The following is an 18907-nucleotide window of genomic DNA, read 5'->3' on the forward strand; positions in this document are numbered from 1 at the left end:
TCGAGACTCAGATGGACGATCAATCTTTAAAACAAGCCGCTTTGTATTACCATGAATTTCCTACACCTGGAAAAATCAGTGTGACACCTAGCAAGCAGCTCGTTAACCAACGAGATTTAGCGCTTGCATATTCTCCTGGTGTCGCAGCTCCATGTCTGGAAATTGAACGTGACCCTTCTGCCGCCGCTAAATATACAGCCCGTGGCAATCTGGTCGCCGTCGTGAGTAATGGTACAGCCGTACTTGGTTTAGGGAACATTGGTCCCCTTGCCTCCAAACCTGTAATGGAAGGTAAAGGCGTACTGTTCAAGAAGTTCGCTGGGGTTGATGTATTTGATATTGAAATTGCTGAAAACGATCCAGACAAGATCGTGGATATCGTTGCCGCACTAGAACCAACCTTTGGTGGTATCAACCTGGAAGACATCAAGGCACCTGAATGTTTCTATATTGAGAAGAAACTTCGTGAACGCATGAAGATTCCTGTGTTCCATGATGATCAACATGGTACCAGTATTATTGTAGGCTCAGCATTGTTGAATGCCTTGCAGATCGTGAACAAGAAAATTGATGAAATTAAAATCGTTGCATCAGGTGCTGGTGCTGCCGCATTGTCATGTTTAGATTTACTTTGTGCATTAGGCGTAAATAAATCGAATATTATTGTGGCTGATTCTCGTGGTCTTCTAACAACTTCACGTGAAGGACTTGATGAATCGAAAAAACGTTATGTTCAAGATATTTCTGCCACTCAATTACATGAAGTAATGGCTGGCGCAGATATGTTCTTGGGTCTTTCGGCGGCAGGAATCTTAACCAAAGAAATGGTTAAGGAAATGGCTGAAAACCCAATTATTTTTGCACTTGCAAACCCAGACCCAGAAATCTTGCCTGAACATGCGCACGAAGTTCGTCCTGATGTAATTATGGCAACTGGTCGTTCAGACTATCCAAACCAAGTAAACAATGCACTTTGTTTCCCATATATTTTCCGTGGTGCGCTCGATGTCGGTGCAACTACCATTAATGAAGATATGAAAATTGCTTGTGTACATGCGATTGCACGTATGGCACATATTGAAGCAGATGCTGCGACTTACGGTGAAAAATCTGCATCATTCGGTCGTGATTACTTGATTCCTCGCCCTCTGGACCAACGCTTGATTCTTGAGATTGCGCCAGCAGTAGCTAAAGCTGCGATGGATTCAGGTGTTGCGACACGTCCAATTGAAGATTTTTCTGTATATCGTCAAAGACTTTCTGAGTTTGTATATAACTCAGCATTTTTAATGAAACCGATTTTCTCACAAGCGAAAACTGATCCTAAGCGTATTGCATATGCCGAGGGTGAAGATCAACGTGTATTGCGTGCGGTTCAAATTGTTGTAGATGAAGGTCTAGCTAAACCAATCCTTGTTGGTCGTACGGCTGTTATTGAAGACAATATCAGAAAACTCGGTTTACGCTTACAGCGCGATGTCAATATTGAAATCGTCGATCAAGAAAACAATCCTTTATATGATGATTTCTGGAAAGACTACTACAATACGATGCAACGTAAAGGCGTAACTGTGGAATATGCGCAACGTGAAGCACGTCGTCGTTCAACCTTAATCGCCGCATTGCTAGTTAAGTTTGGCAAAGCTGATGGCATGCTATGTGGCACTTATGCGAGCTACGATATCCATTTAGATTTCGTTAAAAACGTGATCGGTTTAAAAGAAGGTCGTAGTACTTTGTTTACACTCAACGCATTAATGCTTGAAGATCGTAACTTGTTTATTGCCGATACTTATGTAAATACCAATCCAACTGCTGAACAACTTGCAGAGATGACTATTTTAGCAGCCGAAGAAGTGCGTCGTTTTGGTATGACTCCTCGTGTCGCTTTACTTTCTCACTCAAGTTTTGGAAGCGATCAAGTTGATCCAAGTGCTCAGAAAATGCGTGAAGTTTATCGTTTACTTTCTGAACAAGCTCCAGAACTTGAAGTTGAAGGTGAAATGCATGGTGATGCTGCATTAGATGATACTATTCGTCATTTTGCATTCCCAAATTCACGCTTTAAAGGTTCAGCAAACTTGTTGATTATGCCGAATTTAGATTCTGCAAATATTTCATTCAATTTGTTAAAAGCAACATCTGGTAATAATGTAACGATTGGTCCAATCTTATTAGGCGCAGCAAAGCCAGTTCATATTTTAACACCGACAGCAACTACCCGCCGTCTAGTGAATATGACAGCTTTAACTGTTGCTGAAATTCAGCAAAGCCAAAACTGATATAGTTTAAGCATAGCTTTTAACATTAAAAGCTATGCTTAGTGCTTGAGAAAACCTCTATTCTGTAGCATGATTGTGTGAAGAATAGAGGTTTTTTATGCAAGTTTATTTAGTAGGCGGTGCAGTTCGAGATCACTTACTCGGTCACCCCTATCACGAAAAAGATTATGTTGTGGTTGGAGCAACACCTGAACAATTATTATCTGAAGGTTACCAACGCGTTGGAAAGGACTTCCCTGTATTTCTTCATCCAAAAACAAAAGAAGAATATGCACTAGCACGTACTGAAAGAAAATCAGGCATTGGCTATCACGGATTCCAATTTTTTACTGATAGCACTGTTAAATTAGAAGAAGATTTAATTCGTCGTGATTTAACGATTAATGCAATGGCAATGGATGAAACTGGACAAGTTTATGATCCCTATGGTGGTCAAAAAGATCTTGACCAGAAAATCCTACGCCATGTTTCAGATGCATTTACCGAAGACCCTTTGCGTGTGCTTCGGGTTGCCCGATTTGCTGCACGCTATGCCAACTACGGTTTTAAAATCGCAGATGAAACGCTGCAACTAATGAGTGAAATTGCGAAATCAGGTGAGCTTGATGCATTGACTCCTGAACGTGTCTGGAAAGAAACTTCTCGTGCATTGATGGAGGATCATGCATATATCTATTTTCAAACATTAAGAAATTGTGATGCGCTAAAAGTTCTGTTCCCAGAAATCGATGCCTTATTTGGTGTACCACAGCGCCCTGAATACCATCCAGAAGTGGATTGTGGGGTTCACACCCTCATGGCCCTAAAACAAGCTTGTCAGTCCAACTATGGACTAGATGTACGTTTTGCTGTCTTGGTGCATGATTTAGGGAAAGCGCTGACCCCAACTGAGGAATTACCACGGCATATCATGCATGAGGAACGTGGTTTGCAACCCGTAACCGAGGTGTGTGACCGCTTAAAGGTTCCCTCTCAGCTCAAGAGTCTAGCCCTGACCGTCTGTAAAGAACATTTAAAGTGCCATCAGGCCAAGAGTTTAAAACCAGGTACTTTATGGCGTTTATTACAACGTTTGGATGTTCTACGGAAACCAGAAAAGGTTGAGGCATTTGTACAGGCATGTGAATGTGACGCAAAAGGCCGCCTAGGTCTGGAAGATCGCCCTTATCCACAGGCCCAATATATTCTGGATGCAATGCAAATTGTACGGAATATTCGGGCACAGGATTTACCCGAACACATTACAGGGCCTGAAATTGGTGAAATGCTGATTAAATACCGAATTGAGGCACTGGCACAGTTCAAACAGCAACACGATGAGCCATAGTTTGAGCATGTAAAAAGAACCAATAAAAAAACCCAGTCACAAGACTGGGTTTTTTGAAAAGATACGAATTACTTCGCAGCTTCTGCCTGAGCAGCAGCAACTTCTTCTGCAAAGCTCATTTCAGCTTTCTTCTCAATACCTTCACCCACTTCGAAACGAACGAATTGAGCGACATTGGTACCCGTTGCTTTCAATACATCAGCAACTTTCTTGTCGTTGTCGATTACATACATTTGGCGGTCAAGTGCAACTTCGTTCAAGTATTTGTCAACTGAACCACTTACCATTTTCTCAACGATGTTGGCTGGCTTACCAGATTCCAACGCTTTCGCTTCAGCAATTTCTTTCTCTTTCGCGATTAAGTCAGCTGGAACAGCTTCTGCATTTACAGCAACTGGGTTGAACGCAGCAACGTGCATTGCAATACCTTTACCAGTGTCAGCATCACCTGTGTAAGATACAACCACACCGATTTTTAAACCGTGCTTGTAAACAGCCAAGTTTTCGCCTTCAACGATTTGAGCACGACGAACCTGGATGTTTTCACCGATTTTTTGAACAAGCGCAACACGAGCTTCTTCCACAGTCGCACCGTCTTCAAGCTTAAGTTCAGCAATTTTTGCAGCATCAGTTTCATTTGCAGCAAGTGCAGCAGCAGCAACTTTATCAGAGAAGTTTTTGAAGTTTTCGTCTTTTGCAACGAAGTCAGTTTGACAGTTAACTTCAACAAGAATCGCTTTGTTAGCGTCTTGAATAATTGTAATCGCACCATCGGCAGCAATGTTACCTGCTTTTTTAGCAGCTTTTGCCTGACCTGATTTACGAAGGTTATCAATTGCAAGTTCGATGTCACCGCCTGCTTCTGTTAATGCTTTTTTGCATTCCATCATTGCAAGACCAGTACGGTCACGTAATTCTTTTACCATGCTCGCAGTAACTGCAGTCATGTTGTTCTCCTAAAATCGGTAGAAAATAAATCTGTTCAACAAAAACGGCCCAAAGAATCTCTGGGCCGTTTGCAATCTCGACGCTTTAATCTGCCACCATTACATGTCGCAAAAATGACAAGCTTGCGTCAAAACGCATTAAGCCTCAGAAGCGTCTTTAGCAGCGTCGTCGCCTTTCGCTTGTGCATTTGCTTGTGATTGAGCATATTCTTTACCAGCAAGAATCGCATCAGCCATAGCAGAAGCATATAAAGTTACTGCACGGATCGCATCGTCGTTACCAGGAATAACGTAGTCTACGTTGTCTGGGTTAGAGTTTGTATCAACGATACCGATTACAGGAATACCCAGGTTTTTCGCTTCTTTGATTGCAATCGCTTCGTGATCAACGTCGATTACAAATAATGCGTCAGGTAAACCACCCATGTTTTTAACGCCGCCTAAAGCACGTTCAAGTTTTTCCATCTCACGAGTACGCTCTAAAGCTTCACGTTTAGTAAGCTTGGCAAAAGTACCATCTTGAGATTGAGTTTGAAGATCTTTTAAACGGTTGATAGATTGGCGAAGTGTTTTCCAGTTCGTCAACATACCACCTAACCAACGGTGATCAACATATGGTTGACCAGCACGTTGTGCTTGTTCACGGATGATGTTAGAAGCAGCACGTTTCGTACCAACAAACAATACTTTATTCTTTTTGCTAGCAAGGTTGTTAACAAAGTTCAAAGCATCATTTAACGCAGGAACAGTGTGCTCAAGGTTGATGATGTGAATTTTGTTACGCGCACCAAAAATGTATTGACGCATTTTTGGGTTCCAGAAACGAGTTTGGTGACCGAAGTGCGCGCCTGCTTGAAGAAGGTCGCGCATGCTTACGTTGTAATCTGCCATTTTCTTTACCTTAAAGTTTGGGTTAGGCCTCCATATATCCGCATCCTCCACCCTAACGGGCACCCAGAGTAATGTGTCGATATATGTGCGGATTTTATTGCCCCATCGCACAAAGCCCGTGAAATTTATTCACGAAAAAGCATTTGATAAAATGGGCGGCTATTTATACCATAGCCACAAACAAATTTCCAAAAGTTTTTAGAGATCATGAATACAACTTATACAGCCCCTCGTCGATTAATCAAAACACCTGAAGAAATTGAAAAGATGCGTGTTGCAGGCAAATTGGCGGCTGAAGTTCTAGACATGATTAAACCGCACATTAAAGCGGGAGTGAGTACTTTAGAACTCGATACAATCTGTCGCAATCATATTGAAAATGTACAAGATGCTATTCCTGCTTGTGTAGGTTATGGTGCAGCTCCAGGTCGACCTGCATTTCAACATTCAATTTGCACATCTGTTAACCATGTCGTTTGTCATGGTATTCCATCTGAAAATAAAATTTTAAAAAACGGCGATATTCTAAATATCGATGTCACAGTAATCAAAGACGGTTATCACGGCGATACCAATATGATGTATATCGTAGGTGGTGAGACCTCTATTTTGGCAAACCGTTTGTGTCAGGTTGCACAAGAAGCCATGTATCGTGGTATGGCGACTGTACGTGATGGTTCTTATTTAGGTGATATCGGACATGCTATTCAACAATATGTTGAGTCTGAGCGTTTTAGCGTAGTTCGAGAATATTGTGGTCATGGTATTGGAAATGTATTCCATGATGAACCACAAGTTCTACACTACGGCCAAAAAGGTACAGGAATGCGTTTAGAAGCTGGCATGACCTTTACTATTGAACCAATGGTGAACGCTGGCGTTTGGCAAACAAAATTATTAGGTGATAAATGGACTGTTGTCACAAAAGATCATAAGTTGTCCGCACAATATGAACATACTATTTTAGTAACTCAAACTGGTATTGAAGTCCTTACCGCTCGTCCAGAAGAAGATTTATCTCGCTTCATGTAAGCGATTTCTTTGTTTCATTTAAGCTACTTCGGTAGCTTTTTTTATGCTTAGAAAAATTTATTAGTTAATTGAATTAAACAAAAAACATTCATAAGAATAACAATTATAAATTTTAACTAAACAAACTATTTAGTAAAAAACGCTGTCTTTTGAGAATAAAAAGTTTCAATAAATCGGACATGGAGTCCTTCTGATGAAAAAACACAAACTTTACCTTTCCCTAAGTTTAGGAGTTGCTAGCCTATTACCGACTGTTGGTTTTGCTGAATCATCTTATTTTAGTTTAAAAGATGGTGATGGTTTTAAACGATTTTCATTTCAGCAGGTTGGTTACATGCTATGCCTCAAGGAAGTGCCAATCCAGTCAATATCAATACCAGCGTAGCTGAAGGAACGTCATCTAAGGTAGGTTCTGTATCTAAACAATCTGTATTGGATGCCGCAGATCGTAGTTCAAACCCACTTTTATACGACGCCATCAAAATTTTACCTACCGATACTCTTCCCTCATTACTAACAGGAACTGCAACGATTAATGGTTTATCTAATTGGCAGGCTCAAGGTACTGGACTAGAAGCTGATGATGTCGATACCTTAGGTATTATGGCCAATTACCATTTCACTGATAATTTATCACTGGAAATTAAAGCAGGAATTCCGCCCAAAGTTAATATACAAGGCAAAGGAAATATTTATGCTCCATTATCTGGTTCAGCCAATACATCACTTGGGTCAATCGACTTAAAGCAAGATATTCATATCAGTGATCTGACACAAGGTGATAAAGCAGCAACAGCGCGCGCGTGGTTACCTGCCGTTGAACTGCACTATCAGTTTGGAAAATCTGGAGTAAATAAATTTCGCCCTTATGTCGGTGCAGGCGTGATGTATGCATATTTTAATGACTTAAAAATGAATTCTGGTATTGAGTCTGATCTCATCAAAGCAGGTCACATGATCCAAAATATTCACGATGGACAAGCGGGTGCAGCATTGGATGGAAAAACATCCTCAGCCGATCCTATTGTTAAACTCGAAGCAACAGATACTTTCGCCCCCATCGTAACTTTAGGAGCAACGTATGACTTTAATCCAAATTGGTTTGCTGTTGGTTCTGTTTCATATTCAAAAATGAATAATGAAGCCAAAATTTACGTAACTGATAAAAATACAGGTAAAGAGCTTATTCGAGCTAATACCAAAATTGATATTGACCCACTTATCACTTATGTCGGAGTCGGTTATCGATTCTAAGATGAGTTACGTATAAGAGCAGCTTCGGCTGCTTTTTTATTTTCGCCATGTTTTAAAACATTATGAAGAATAATTGCGCACACAAAAAAAGCCATTACAGTGCAATTTCTGATAATAGAATTAAACATAACTCATACATAAGATTGCGCTATTTTTTACTTAAACAAAAAACACAATAGATTTTAATTATAAAAATTTTATTAATTAGAACTTTAAATTATTCATTTAGTTGAAAATAATTTCTGGCATGACACTTGCTATATATCCTTCATGATGAATCAACGTAGATTCACAAAATTTTTTGTTGACGGCCAACGATGTCCGTTCTGTTCGATGTGCTCTCGCAAATATTGCGAAGCAAAAAATTAATAACGTTCAGTTCAGGAGAAGGCTATGTCTTCAAATATGAATTTAGATGCAAAAAAAGCGACTGAAATAAAATTATTCAGCTTTTCCACTCCTGCGATGCGCGCCTTCCATATGACATGGCTTGCATTTTTCGTGTGTTTCTTCGCATGGTTTGCATGTGCGCCATTAATGCCAGTTATTAAAGGGGAATTTAATTTAACCAAAGATCAGATTGCAAATATCAATATTGCGGCTGTTGCCATCACTATTCTGATTCGCCTAATCGTTGGTCCACTTTGCGATAAGTACGGACCTCGTAAAACATACACTGCATTATTAATCTTGGGGAGTATCCCAGTATTCGGTGTTGCAGCAGCAAATACCTATGAGTCGTTCCTCTTCTTCCGCCTTTTAATTGGTGCAATTGGTGCGAGCTTCGTTATCACTCAATACCATACCAGCGTTATGTTTGCGCCTAACGTTGTCGGTACAGCAAATGCAGCATCTGCGGGTTGGGGAAATGCAGGTGGTGGTGCAACACAAGCAATCATGCCGTTAATTCTCGGTGCAATTGTGATGTTTGGTGTAGAACAAGCAATGGGCTGGAGAATTGCACTGCTTGTACCTGGCATTATGATGGTGATTGTCGGTGTACTTTATTGGAAACTCACTCAAGACTGTCCACAAGGTGATTTCAAAGAATTACGTGCGAACGGTGTCGAAGTTGGTAGCGGTAAAAAAGGTGGAATGGCGATTTTAATGCAGGCAGCACGTAACTACCGCGTTTGGATCCTATTTGTCTCTTATGCAGCATGTTTCGGTATCGAAATCTTCATTCATAACATTGCAGCAATGTACTACGTTGACCACTTCAACATGGGTTTAAAAGAAGCAGGTTTAACTGCGGGTATCTTTGGTCTTCTCGCACTATTCGCTCGCGCACTTGGTGGTATCGTATCGGATAAAGTGGCACTTACTAAAGGATTAGATGGTCGTACAAAAGTTTTATTCATCCTGATTTTACTTGAAGGCTTATTCCTCATTTTATTCTCTCAAATGAATACAATTGGTTTGGCGATCATCACGATGACTGTGTTTGCATTATTTACACACATGTCATGCGGTGCGACATATGCCTTAGTACCATTTATTGATCGTAATGCACTTGGTGGCGTAGCAGGTATTATTGGTGCAGGCGGAAATGTGGGTGCAGTCGCAGCAGGTTTCTTATTAAAAGGCTTACTTGATGTTCAAACTTGTTTGATGATTTTGGGATGCCTTGTGACTGTAGCTGCATTCACTGTCGTTCTCATTCGCTTCTCAGTTGAACACAAAGACAAAGAAAAAGAATTATATGAACAAGCTTTGCTTGAGCGTAATTTAACAACCTAAATGCGTACTTTTAGAGGATGAGGCTTTCTCATCCTCCCTCTCTCCAAATTCAAATACTTTATTAAGGATACTGCGATGAATAAATTTTCGTATTCATTAATCACGCTTGCATGTTTATCTACCCTTACTTCAGCATCAGATGATTTTTTCTCTCAAACAAAACTTAGCTTAGATACTCGCTTACGTTACGAGCTTGTTGATCAAGATAATACGCTCAAAAATGCAGATGCATGGACATTACGTATTCGTCCTGCAATCCAAACGGGTTCATGGTACGGTCTAAGTGCATTCGTTCAAGGTGAAGGTACAGTCGAGATTAATGATGAATTTAATAGCACTCGAAATAGTCAAACTCAATACAGCACTGTTCCTGATGCTGAAAACTTGCAACTCAATCAAGCGTATTTAAAATATGTTTACAACCCTAATTTTGATTTAACCGTAGGTCGTCAAACAATTAATTTAGATAATCAACGTTTTGTAGGTGCAGTTGCTTGGAGACAGAATGATCAAACCTTTGACGCTGTAAGTTTGAACTATAAACCTTGCAAAGAATTTGGATTATTTTATTCATATATTGATCAAGTCAATACAATTTTTGGTAGTGAAGAACCTGAGCCTAAGTTCATTCAAGCCCAAGCGAGTAAACAAGAAAGTAAAATTCATTTGATTCAAGCCAAAATGAATTACAACCCTCTTTTAAATGCTGTGGTTTATGGTTATTTGATGGACTTTGAAGATCTTGCTGCATGGTCAAATCAAACCTATGGTTTGAGAGTGACAGGTAAGAAAAATGACTTCAAATATTCAGCAGAATATGCAAATCAAACAGAATATGCAGACCAACCAACCGATTATGATGCTGACTACTATGCTCTTGAGCTGGGTTACAATATATCGAGTCAATCAACAACTATTGGGGACATTTCGATTGGTTATGAAGTTCTTGGTAGTGATGATGGAAAAATTGCATTCCAAACACCATTAGCAACCAAACATAAATTTAATGGTTGGACGGATATGTTCTTAACGACGCCTGCCAATGGTTTGAAAGACTTATACATCACATCTAACTTTAATATTTTCAGCAAAGGGAAACTGGGTACGGAATTGCATCAATATCGAAGCGAGGAAAAGAATATTGATTACGGTCAAGAATATTCAATTTCTTATAGCCATACCCTACCAATCAAAGGTTTATCTGCTCTAGCAAAATATTCAGACTATCAAGCAAATGATTTTGGTGTTGATACACAAAAATTATGGTTACAGGTCGATTATAAATATTGATCAACAACCATCCACTTTAATCCAGTGGAATTGAATGCACTTAATCATTTCATTTGATTCACTTTATTAACCAAGGTGCAGAAATTGAAAAGGTTAAGTTGCGATGAAATGTCATCAAAGCATCAAAAAACTGTCATCAAAATATAAAAATTGACTGGTTAAATGAAAAATAAAAAAGCTTAAAAAACTAAAAAGCTTGCTGATTGACCGTCAGCAAGCTTTTTTCTTTGATTAACGTTTTGGTAATGGTATGTACTGTGACTGAGCATTTTGTTGAACTTTTCGCTCACCAACTTTCACTTGCAGCGTTTGTTGTTTTCCATCACGCTCAACGATCACATTAATGATGCTTTCAGGTGCTTGTAATGCTACATAATTAATTAAGTGAGATGCAGATGTAATCTGCTCATTATTCACTTGAATAATTTTATCATTACGCTTCACCCCTGCTTCATCCGCAGGTCCACCACGTAAAACATCGGCAACAACAACACCTACAGATTTGGCTGCTAATACATCTTGCTCAACAGTGTTCGGAATTAAGCTAATACCTAACCAACCACGCACAACACGTCCATCTTTCAAAATTGAATTTAGAACTTGTTGGCATACATTTGCGGGAATCGCAAAACCAATTCCAAGTGATCCACCTGATTGCGAGAAAATAGCGGTATTTACACCGATCAAGTTACCAGCGACATCAATTAATGCACCGCCTGAGTTACCTGGATTAATTGCAGCATCTGTTTGAATAAAGTCTTCGTAAGTATTAATACCAAGATCTGAACGACCTGTGGCGGAAATAATCCCCTGCGTGACAGTCTGACCCACTCCAAATGGATTACCAATCGCCAGCACGACATCCCCAACCTCATTACCACTCAGTTTAAATGGCAGAACAGGCAGTTTGTCCAGTTCAATCTTAATGACAGCCAAATCAGTATCAGGGTCAGTTCCGATCACCTTAGCTTCAGCACGGCGACCATCATGCAACGCCACTACAATATGTTCAGCCTGAGCAATCACATGGTTATTGGTTAAAATATAGCCATCTGCACGAACAATAACGCCCGAACCCAGACTATTTTCATTTTGAGGCTGCTGAGGAATCTGGTTGCCAAAAAACTCACGGAACACAGGATCATTCAACAATGGATGATTCATCTGCTTCACTTTCTGCGTGGTAAAAATATTTACCACGGCTGGCGTTGCAACCTTTACCGCAGCACTATAGGAAACCACGCCACCCGTTCGGGTTGTATCAATCAGTGGCTCCACTTTTTCGGCAGGCATTTTAACGCCATCGGCAGCGACTGTTGGCTTCGGCTGATGCAATTTTTGCCAGCTTAGGAAACTAATGATAACAAGAATGAGTAATACCCAAGGTAACCATATAAATGCACGGCGCACGTTTATTATCCTCTAGGCGAACAATGGAGTTAATATATTGAAGAACAGGAATTTTCCACTATTGTAAAGTAAATTGCCTAAAATCAATGCAAAAGTTACAAAAGTTTTGTCTAGCTTTAGTTACATTCAAAAATATGGTTTTATGGATACTTGTATTGATGTAAAACATTTGAGGAATCGCATGGCAAATTTGCATGACATTGTGCAGTGGTGTAATCAGACATTAAAAGCAAATGAGTTTAAGGACTATGCACCGAATGGGCTACAAATTGAGGGCAAGTCCAAAGTCAATAAAATTGTTTGTGCCGTCACAGCCTCTGAAGATGCCATTGATGCGGCAATTGCTCAACAGGCGGATGCCTTGCTGGTTCATCATGGCTATTTCTGGAAAGGTGAACCCTACCCAATCACAGGGATGCGTGGCAATCGCATTAAAAAACTCATTCAAAACAACATTTCACTGATCGCCTATCACCTGCCCTTGGATGCCCATCCTGTGCTGGGAAATAATGCAGCCATTGCGGAGTTAATCGGCTTACAAGATTTGGAAGCGCTGGACCCAACCGAAAAACATCCGATTGGCAATATTGGCTATCTGGATCAAGCCCTGAGCCCTGAACAATTTAAGGAAAGACTACAGGCGGTCTTTGATTTTAGTGTATTACATCTGGCATGTGATAAAGCCCTGATTCAGAAAGTTGGCTTTTGTACAGGCGGAGCACAGGACTTTATTGATAAGGCAGCTCAGGAGAACTGTGATGCCTATATTTCAGGTGAAGTGAGTGAGCGTACGTTTTATCAGGCTAAAGAATTAGGTGTTCATTATTTTGCATGTGGGCATCATGCAACAGAACGTTATGGTGTACAGCGTTTGGCTCAGGCCATTACCAAGCAGTTTTCCATAGAAGCTGAATATTTTGAATTAAACAACCCGATTTAACCCAATGGCATAATTCGATTCTGTTCAACATATTTTTCCATAACATTGTCTGTGGTTTCAAATCAAGCTTTGCTTTACTTGAAGCTCAGGTTATACATTTAAATTAAGTCGTTATTGTGTATAGTTCTTTAAAAGACTGCACTATTCTCTGTAGAATCATTTACAATAGAGCCACTTAATGTAAAACCCAGCAAATGCAAGGATTGGAACATGACAACCATTACTTTACCTGCACTTCCATATGGCTATGATGACTTAGCTCCGCACATTACTCGCGAAACTTTAGAATACCATCACGATAAACATCACAATACTTATGTTGTTAACTTAAACAACCTAATCAAAGGCACTGACCTTGAAGGTAAAACTTTAGAAGAAATCATCAAAGCATCTGCTGGTGACGCTTCTAAAGCAGGTATCTTTAACAATGCTGCACAAGTATGGAACCACACATTCTACTGGAACAGCATGAAGCCAAACGGTGGTGGTAAACCAACTGGCGCAATCGCAGCTAAAATCGAAGAAGCTTTCGGTAGCTATGAAAAATTTGCAGAAGAATTCACTGCTGCTGCAACGACTCAATTCGGTTCAGGTTGGGCTTGGTTGGTTGCCGATGAAATCAATGGTAAATTATCAATTACCAAAACTTCAAATGCAGACACCCCGCTTGCTCACGGTCAAATTGCGGTATTAACCATTGACGTTTGGGAACATGCTTACTACATCGACTTCCGTAACTTACGTCCAAAATACATCGCAACTTTCCTAGAAAGCCTAGTGAACTGGGACTATGCAAATGCAAAACTTGCTGGTCAACCAGCAGGTGTTGAGAAATAATTTTTATTTCTTGAATAAAAACTACCCACTTCGGGCAGTTTTTTTATGCGTAAAACCTAAAAAGCATATTTATCAAGCAAACAATTCATTTTATTTAATATTCTTATTGACGCATACGTTTTTCATGCCTAAAATGCGCATCAGATTCTCCCATAGCTCAGTCGGTAGAGCGACGGACTGTTAATCCGCAGGTCCCTGGTTCGAGCCCAGGTGGGAGAGCCAAAATTCTAAAAAGCCCTGATTTGATCAGGGTTTTTTTATTGTCAATGCTTTAATTTATTGTCATCCCTGTTGTAACTCTATTTATTTTTTATGTTGCATCTCGTATATGTTTTAGCCTTGCGTCCTTTTCAACCCTATAATAAAAAACGATGGTCATATTAAGGAAAACCATAATGAAGAAACTACTTCTCAGTTTATTATTCTTATGCAGTCCAGTCATGGCTGCACAAACAACATGGTATGCAGGCTCGACTTATAAGGGTACTGTGACTGTCCCTATTGAAAATGGGCCAAATGTGGTCTGGAAGTGTAATGGTAAAGTTTGTAGCATGTCTGGGCCCTGGGGCAATGACCTGTCTCTGGACTCCTGTCAAAATCTGGTTTTGCGTATTGGCAAGATTAGCTATTATAAAAATTCAGTGGGAGCAAGCTGGACAGCGCATTCGTCCCAATTAGCCCAATGCAATCAGGTTGTACGTTAATATAGCGATTTTAAGCACTTAACAGTTTATTATTTACACTGATTTTACTTGACTATAAACGTCTTGCCCCCTAAAATTCACTCCAGATTCTCCCATAGCTCAGTCGGTAGAGCGACGGACTGTTAATCCGCAGGTCCCTGGTTCGAGCCCAGGTGGGAGAGCCAAAATTCTAAAAAGCCCTGATCAATAATCAGGGCTTTTTTATATTAAGCACAATGCATACCTTTTAAAATATATGGTCTTATCATAATGCGTCTTATATCGCCAGAAACTGCACCAAAATTTCAACTTATAGATAGCCATGGCAGAGTAGTTCGACTAGACTCAGGTAAACGCACTTTACTTGCATTTTTTCGTGATACAAACTGTCCTTTTTGTAATTTTAGAATTTTCCAATTAACACAACATTATAAAAAACTTTCGGATCAAGGCTTAGAAATCATTGCATTTTTTCATCAACACGTGAAGAAGTCAATGAATTTGTAAGAAAACGCCCTCGCCCTTTTACGATCGTCGCCGATCCTGAAAATATCGCCTATCAAGCTTATGGTATTGAACGATCAATGGCACGCTCTACTTATAGCGTTTTTCGACATTTCGTCTCATGGGTTTTAGGCATCAAAATAATTGGGGCTGAGGGTTTAAAAAAGAATCTACAAAATCCAAGTGATATTATGCCAGCAGATTTTTTAATTGATGAGCAAGGTTATATTATTGAAACATATTACGGTTCTGATGCTAGCGACCACATTCCATTTGAAAATATTTATAAATTTTTAAATGCTGATCAGAACCCTAAGTAGTCTACAACACCTCGTGTTTAATTGATTTATGCAAAAATGGTGTGTTTAGCGACTAGGCACACCGCTATGGAAACGGAACGTATCATCTGGCGTTAAAATTAGATTCTTTTCCACTTCACGGATATGTTCAATCCGCTGCTGAATATTTTCTTCTGGATCTTTCAGTTTGGCAGTTTTTGCAACATCCAAGGCCAGTGCCAGATAATCCTCAAAATGACGAGATTCCGATTTAAGCAAGTAACGATAGTAACGCCCCAGCTCATCGTCTACAACAGGTGCCAGCGCATAAAAACGTTCACACGAGCGTGCTTCCACAAATGCGCCAATAATCATGACATCAATCAATGCTTCAGGTTCATAAGTACGGATTTCTTTACGTAATCCACCTGCATAGCGCCCTGCACTCAATCCCTTCCACTCTTGACCACGTTTGTTCATGAACTCCAAAACCTGCTCATAATGCAGCATTTCTTCACGTACCAATTGCGCCAATTTCACTTGTAAGTCGGTAAAAAAGCTATAGCGAAACATCAGGTTCATGGCTGTACTTGCCGCTTTCTTTTCACAATTGGCATGATCTTGCATTAAGATGTCCAGATTATTAATGGCCTCATCCAACCATGCCTGAGGAGTGGAACAACCTAAGAATGCAATGACAGGTTGCATTAACTCATCATAATTTACACTACTCATCGATTTATCTCGCAGCAGCCTGAATCGCTGCTTTCATCTCTTTTACGGCTTGAGCCAGACCAACGAATATACTATCGGCAATAATCGAATGACCAATATTAAGCTCATTAATTTGTGGAATTGCAGCAATAGCAGCAACATTATTTAAGTTTAAACCATGCCCAGCATTCACAACCAAACCTTTTGCCGCTGCATATTCAGCACCTTTGATAATACGAGTTAATTCAGCTTGTTGCTGCTCATCTGTCTCGGCATCAGCATAAGCACCCGTATGGATTTCAATGGTTGGTGCGCCACAGGCAACCGCCGCATCAATCTGTGCAAGATCAGCATCGATAAACAAAGATACATCACTGCCAATCGCTTTCAGTGCTTCAGTTGCCGCCTTCACTTTTTCAAAATGACCTACAACATCCAGGCCACCCTCTGTAGTCACTTCCTGACGACGTTCAGGAACAAAACAGACATGCTGAGGCTGGATTTCCTTGGCAAACGCAACCATTTCATCCGTCACTGCCAATTCAAGATTCATACGTGTTTTTAATAACGGACGCATACGGCGAACATCATCATCCTGTATATGGCGGCGATCTTCGCGCAAATGGAGGGTAATCCCCTCTGCACCCGCTTGCTCACAAACCAAAGCAGCCTGAACAGGATCAGGGTAAGTTGTACCACGTGCTTGTCTTAATGTCGCAACATGATCAATGTTTACACCTAAGATTGCAGCCATAAAAATATCCTATCGGTTTAGCCCTGAATCATTATTTTCAATACATCAGGAATATCAAGTTTGTGTACTTTGAATCCAAAGTTGACGGCTTTTCAGCGGTCGATCACCCAACAAGGAGCTAATCATTTGACGGTATAGTTTACCCAATAATTGCAACTGTTCGTGAGAAAAATCCTGACCATCTTCATAACTTTGCATGGATGTAATCAATGCACCCTCAAGTGTTGAACGTGAGGCTCGTGAAACTGGCAGAAAGCCATCATTGAGCTGAAATTGATACTGTTGGAATGGCGAAATTTCCTGCTGGTTTGCATCTACTGAAAAATCAATCGCATAGCCCAACTCCTGCAATAATACATGTTCAAACTGGCGTAAAATCTGTCGCAGGAATAAAGAGGCTTGTTTATGCGATGCCAATTGCTGTAATTGCAATAAGGTCAGTTGGTATTGTTCAAATGTCTGTGGCATCGCCTCTTCAAGCGGACATAAACGCAACACGATCTCATTTAAATAGAAACCAGCAAAAAATGCGTCACCATGAAAAAACACAGGTTGATTCAGAATTTCCAGTTTTGTAAAGTTTTTGAGTTCAGATTTGCCAGTGGCTTGCAGACGAATTGGCTGATATTGCGGCGGTGGGGTCTGTCTTAGAATCCCATCCACCCGCCCATATTCTTGTGTAAATAAATGCACAATATGGCTTTTTTCACGATATTTACGATGATGAATCAAATAGCCATGCAGGACTTCATTACGCATCATAAAGCGAGACTAGTCCTTCTTTTTCTCATCCTTTTCTTCATCATCGCCATCAGGAATAACTGCACCAGCCACAGCAGCAGTCCCCTTAACAACACCTTTGGTGGTCTTATAATCAACTTTAACAGGTACGGTCACAAGCTTATGAACACAGCCTTGCAACATGAAGATGCATGTTACGATTGCGAGTACACGGATTGTTATTTTCATACCTGTTTCCATTGTCTTAAAACCTGTTAAATATCGCTATAACCCAAGCTTTTTAACGCACGCTCATCATCAGACCAACCACCTTTGACTTTCACCCAAAGCGTTAGCATAATTTTTTGCTCAAACATTTTTTCCATATCTGTACGTGCATCCATGCCAATGCTTTTCAGCTTCGCACCTTTATCACCAATCACAATCGCTTTTTGGCCTTGGCGTTCCACAAAAATGGTCGCATCAATATACGTACATGGCGGCTTTAAACGACCTGTTTTTTCATTTACGGCTGCTTCTTCAGTTTTAAATGATTCAATTTGAACCGTTAAATCATATGGCAGCTCTTCACCTAACTGACGCATAATTTTCTCACGAATGATCTCACTCGCAAGGAAACGCTCAGAACGATCAGTAATTTGATCTAATGAATACAATGGTGGTTGATATGGCAGATACTTCTCGATGGTATCTCGCAAATGATCGAGATTTGCACCACGCAATGCTGAAACCGGAACAATTTCAGCAAAATTCATGAGCTTGGCACGCTCTCGAATCAGTGGTAAAGCCTCATTTTTATTTTCAAATGTATCAAGTTTATTGATCACTAGAATCACTGGCATATCGGCATTTTTAAGTTTTTCCAAAACCAATTCATCGTTTTGCGTCCACTTTTGTGCATCCACCACAAATAAAACCAGATTCACATCACGCAAAGCAGAGTGTGCCGCACGATTCATCATCTTATTGATGGCACGTACTTCTTTTTTATGCATCCCAGGAGTATCTACAAATACCGCCTGTGACTTCTCACGCGAGTCAATACCCACAATCTTGTGGCGTGTGGTTTGTGGCTTACGTGAAGTAATAGATAGTTTTTGACCCAAGATGTGGTTCATCAAAGTCGATTTTCCTACATTTGGACGACCAACAATAGCCACAAAACCGCTTTTGAAATCTGAGGGAATAGTCGTTCCCTGAGAACTAAAAAATTGATCAACTACATTATTGCCATCTTGCTGTTCAGTTGCTTCTGGCTTATTTTCTTCTGAATGAGACATCAG

General features: G+C 40.2%; 18 protein-coding genes, 2 tRNA genes and 1 pseudogene. 13 read left to right on the plus strand and 8 right to left on the minus strand.

The genetic code is table 11. From position 1 onward, the window contains the following. Window positions 1-11 precede the first annotated feature (11 nt). On the plus strand, window positions 12-2282 hold the full coding sequence (locus F988_RS09035) for an NADP-dependent malic enzyme (RefSeq protein WP_010589179.1): 2271 nt from the start codon (window positions 12-14) through the stop codon (window positions 2280-2282). Window positions 2283-2379: 97 nt separating this feature from the next. After that, window positions 2380-3609, plus strand: a complete 1230-nt coding sequence (locus F988_RS09040; RefSeq protein WP_004682631.1) for a multifunctional CCA addition/repair protein — start codon at window positions 2380-2382, stop codon at window positions 3607-3609. A 68-nt stretch (window positions 3610-3677) separates the two neighbouring features. Here the strand turns inward: F988_RS09040 and tsf are convergent, their stop codons facing one another. Beyond that, window positions 3678-4556: a translation elongation factor Ts gene (gene tsf / locus F988_RS09045; protein ID WP_004676927.1), complete on the minus strand. Its 879-nt coding sequence runs from the start codon at window positions 4554-4556 to the stop codon at window positions 3678-3680. A gap of 138 nt (window positions 4557-4694) precedes the next feature. Next, a complete protein-coding gene (gene rpsB, locus F988_RS09050) occupies window positions 4695-5447 on the minus strand; it encodes a 30S ribosomal protein S2 (protein WP_004652723.1) in 753 nt (250 codons plus the stop codon). Window positions 5448-5654: 207 nt separating this feature from the next. Here rpsB and map point away from each other — a divergent pair, with 207 nt between their 5' ends. From map to F988_RS09070, 4 genes and pseudogenes are all read left to right on the plus strand, one after another. Then, window positions 5655-6479: a type I methionyl aminopeptidase gene (gene map, locus F988_RS09055; RefSeq protein ID WP_004682632.1), complete on the plus strand. Its 825-nt coding sequence runs from the start codon at window positions 5655-5657 to the stop codon at window positions 6477-6479. A 193-nt stretch (window positions 6480-6672) separates the two neighbouring features. Beyond that, window positions 6673-7733, plus strand: a pseudogene (locus F988_RS09060) (OmpW/AlkL family protein). A 393-nt stretch (window positions 7734-8126) separates the two neighbouring features. Beyond that, complete coding sequence (locus F988_RS09065) at window positions 8127-9473, plus strand: MFS transporter (RefSeq protein WP_004682636.1); 1347 nt, start codon at window positions 8127-8129, stop codon at window positions 9471-9473. A gap of 75 nt (window positions 9474-9548) precedes the next feature. Further along, window positions 9549-10763 (plus strand): alginate export family protein, encoded by a 1215-nt coding sequence (locus F988_RS09070; RefSeq protein WP_004682637.1) that lies wholly within the window; start codon window positions 9549-9551, stop codon window positions 10761-10763. A 231-nt stretch (window positions 10764-10994) separates the two neighbouring features. On the opposite strand, the gene F988_RS09075 is transcribed toward F988_RS09070, so the two are convergent. Continuing rightward, window positions 10995-12173, minus strand: coding sequence for a trypsin-like peptidase domain-containing protein (locus F988_RS09075; RefSeq protein ID WP_004682638.1), 1179 nt, complete (start codon window positions 12171-12173; stop codon window positions 10995-10997). Window positions 12174-12354: 181 nt separating this feature from the next. Here F988_RS09075 and F988_RS09080 point away from each other — a divergent pair, with 181 nt between their 5' ends. From F988_RS09080 to F988_RS15455, 7 genes are all read left to right on the plus strand, one after another. Next, on the plus strand, window positions 12355-13113 hold the full coding sequence (locus F988_RS09080) for a Nif3-like dinuclear metal center hexameric protein (RefSeq protein ID WP_004682639.1): 759 nt from the start codon (window positions 12355-12357) through the stop codon (window positions 13111-13113). 210 nt (window positions 13114-13323) lie between these two features. Further along, entirely contained in the window at window positions 13324-13950 is a 627-nt protein-coding gene (locus F988_RS09085; protein ID WP_004676923.1) for a superoxide dismutase, read from the plus strand. A 146-nt stretch (window positions 13951-14096) separates the two neighbouring features. After that, a tRNA-Asn gene (locus F988_RS09090) sits at window positions 14097-14172 on the plus strand. Window positions 14173-14345: 173 nt separating this feature from the next. Then, a complete protein-coding gene (locus tag F988_RS09095; RefSeq protein WP_004682640.1) occupies window positions 14346-14654 on the plus strand; it encodes a DUF8200 family protein in 309 nt (102 codons plus the stop codon). Between the two features lie 88 nt (window positions 14655-14742). Next, window positions 14743-14818, plus strand: a tRNA-Asn gene (locus F988_RS09100). An 85-nt stretch (window positions 14819-14903) separates the two neighbouring features. After that, on the plus strand, window positions 14904-15140 hold the full coding sequence (locus F988_RS15450) for a peroxiredoxin family protein (RefSeq protein ID WP_228127133.1): 237 nt from the start codon (window positions 14904-14906) through the stop codon (window positions 15138-15140). 77 nt (window positions 15141-15217) lie between these two features. Then, on the plus strand, window positions 15218-15457 hold the full coding sequence (locus F988_RS15455; protein ID WP_004682641.1) for a hypothetical protein: 240 nt from the start codon (window positions 15218-15220) through the stop codon (window positions 15455-15457). 45 nt (window positions 15458-15502) lie between these two features. Here F988_RS15455 and miaE read toward each other — a convergent pair whose 3' ends face one another. Genes miaE through era form a run of 5 tightly spaced genes read right to left on the minus strand, consistent with a single transcriptional unit; the run spans window position 15503 to window position 18904 of the window. Continuing rightward, the gene (gene miaE, locus F988_RS09110; RefSeq protein ID WP_004682642.1) at window positions 15503-16150 is read right to left on the minus strand and encodes a MiaE family protein; all 648 of its coding nucleotides are present in this window, start codon (window positions 16148-16150) and stop codon (window positions 15503-15505) included. A 4-nt stretch (window positions 16151-16154) separates the two neighbouring features. Continuing rightward, a complete protein-coding gene (pdxJ, locus tag F988_RS09115; RefSeq protein ID WP_004682643.1) occupies window positions 16155-16883 on the minus strand; it encodes a pyridoxine 5'-phosphate synthase in 729 nt (242 codons plus the stop codon). A gap of 54 nt (window positions 16884-16937) precedes the next feature. Next, on the minus strand, window positions 16938-17645 hold the full coding sequence (recO, locus tag F988_RS09120) for a DNA repair protein RecO (protein ID WP_004682644.1): 708 nt from the start codon (window positions 17643-17645) through the stop codon (window positions 16938-16940). 9 nt (window positions 17646-17654) lie between these two features. Then, complete coding sequence (locus F988_RS09125) at window positions 17655-17852, minus strand: NF038104 family lipoprotein (protein WP_026040021.1); 198 nt, start codon at window positions 17850-17852, stop codon at window positions 17655-17657. A gap of 26 nt (window positions 17853-17878) precedes the next feature. Next, entirely contained in the window at window positions 17879-18904 is a 1026-nt protein-coding gene (gene era / locus F988_RS09130) for a GTPase Era (protein WP_004682646.1), read from the minus strand. Window positions 18905-18907: the final 3 nt, after the last annotated feature.

This window comes from Acinetobacter parvus DSM 16617 = CIP 108168 (assembly GCF_000368025.1).
Lineage (GTDB): Bacteria > Pseudomonadota > Gammaproteobacteria > Pseudomonadales > Moraxellaceae > Acinetobacter > Acinetobacter parvus.

Bases quoted from the DNA above. Each gene is read 5' to 3' on its own strand.
- era (WP_004682646.1), bottom strand. From the start codon at position 18,904: ATGTCTCATTCAGAAGAAAATAAGCCAGAAGCAACTGAACAGCAAGAT.
- tsf (WP_004676927.1), bottom strand. From the start codon at position 4,556: ATGACTGCAGTTACTGCGAGCATGGTAAAAGAATTACGTGACCGTACT.
- pdxJ (WP_004682643.1), bottom strand. From the start codon at position 16,883: ATGGCTGCAATCTTAGGTGTAAACATTGATCATGTTGCGACATTAAGA.
- F988_RS09040 (WP_004682631.1), top strand. From the start codon at position 2,380: ATGCAAGTTTATTTAGTAGGCGGTGCAGTTCGAGATCACTTACTCGGT.
- F988_RS15455 (WP_004682641.1), top strand. From the start codon at position 15,218: ATGGCACGCTCTACTTATAGCGTTTTTCGACATTTCGTCTCATGGGTT.
- F988_RS09070 (WP_004682637.1), top strand. From the start codon at position 9,549: ATGAATAAATTTTCGTATTCATTAATCACGCTTGCATGTTTATCTACC.
- F988_RS09065 (WP_004682636.1), top strand. From the start codon at position 8,127: ATGTCTTCAAATATGAATTTAGATGCAAAAAAAGCGACTGAAATAAAA.
- F988_RS09035 (WP_010589179.1), top strand. From the start codon at position 12: ATGGACGATCAATCTTTAAAACAAGCCGCTTTGTATTACCATGAATTT.
- miaE (WP_004682642.1), bottom strand. From the start codon at position 16,150: ATGAGTAGTGTAAATTATGATGAGTTAATGCAACCTGTCATTGCATTC.
- map (WP_004682632.1), top strand. From the start codon at position 5,655: ATGAATACAACTTATACAGCCCCTCGTCGATTAATCAAAACACCTGAA.
- F988_RS09085 (WP_004676923.1), top strand. From the start codon at position 13,324: ATGACAACCATTACTTTACCTGCACTTCCATATGGCTATGATGACTTA.
- recO (WP_004682644.1), bottom strand. From the start codon at position 17,645: ATGATGCGTAATGAAGTCCTGCATGGCTATTTGATTCATCATCGTAAA.
- rpsB (WP_004652723.1), bottom strand. From the start codon at position 5,447: ATGGCAGATTACAACGTAAGCATGCGCGACCTTCTTCAAGCAGGCGCG.
- F988_RS09080 (WP_004682639.1), top strand. From the start codon at position 12,355: ATGGCAAATTTGCATGACATTGTGCAGTGGTGTAATCAGACATTAAAA.
- F988_RS09125 (WP_026040021.1), bottom strand. From the start codon at position 17,852: ATGAAAATAACAATCCGTGTACTCGCAATCGTAACATGCATCTTCATG.
- F988_RS15450 (WP_228127133.1), top strand. From the start codon at position 14,904: ATGCGTCTTATATCGCCAGAAACTGCACCAAAATTTCAACTTATAGAT.
- F988_RS09095 (WP_004682640.1), top strand. From the start codon at position 14,346: ATGAAGAAACTACTTCTCAGTTTATTATTCTTATGCAGTCCAGTCATG.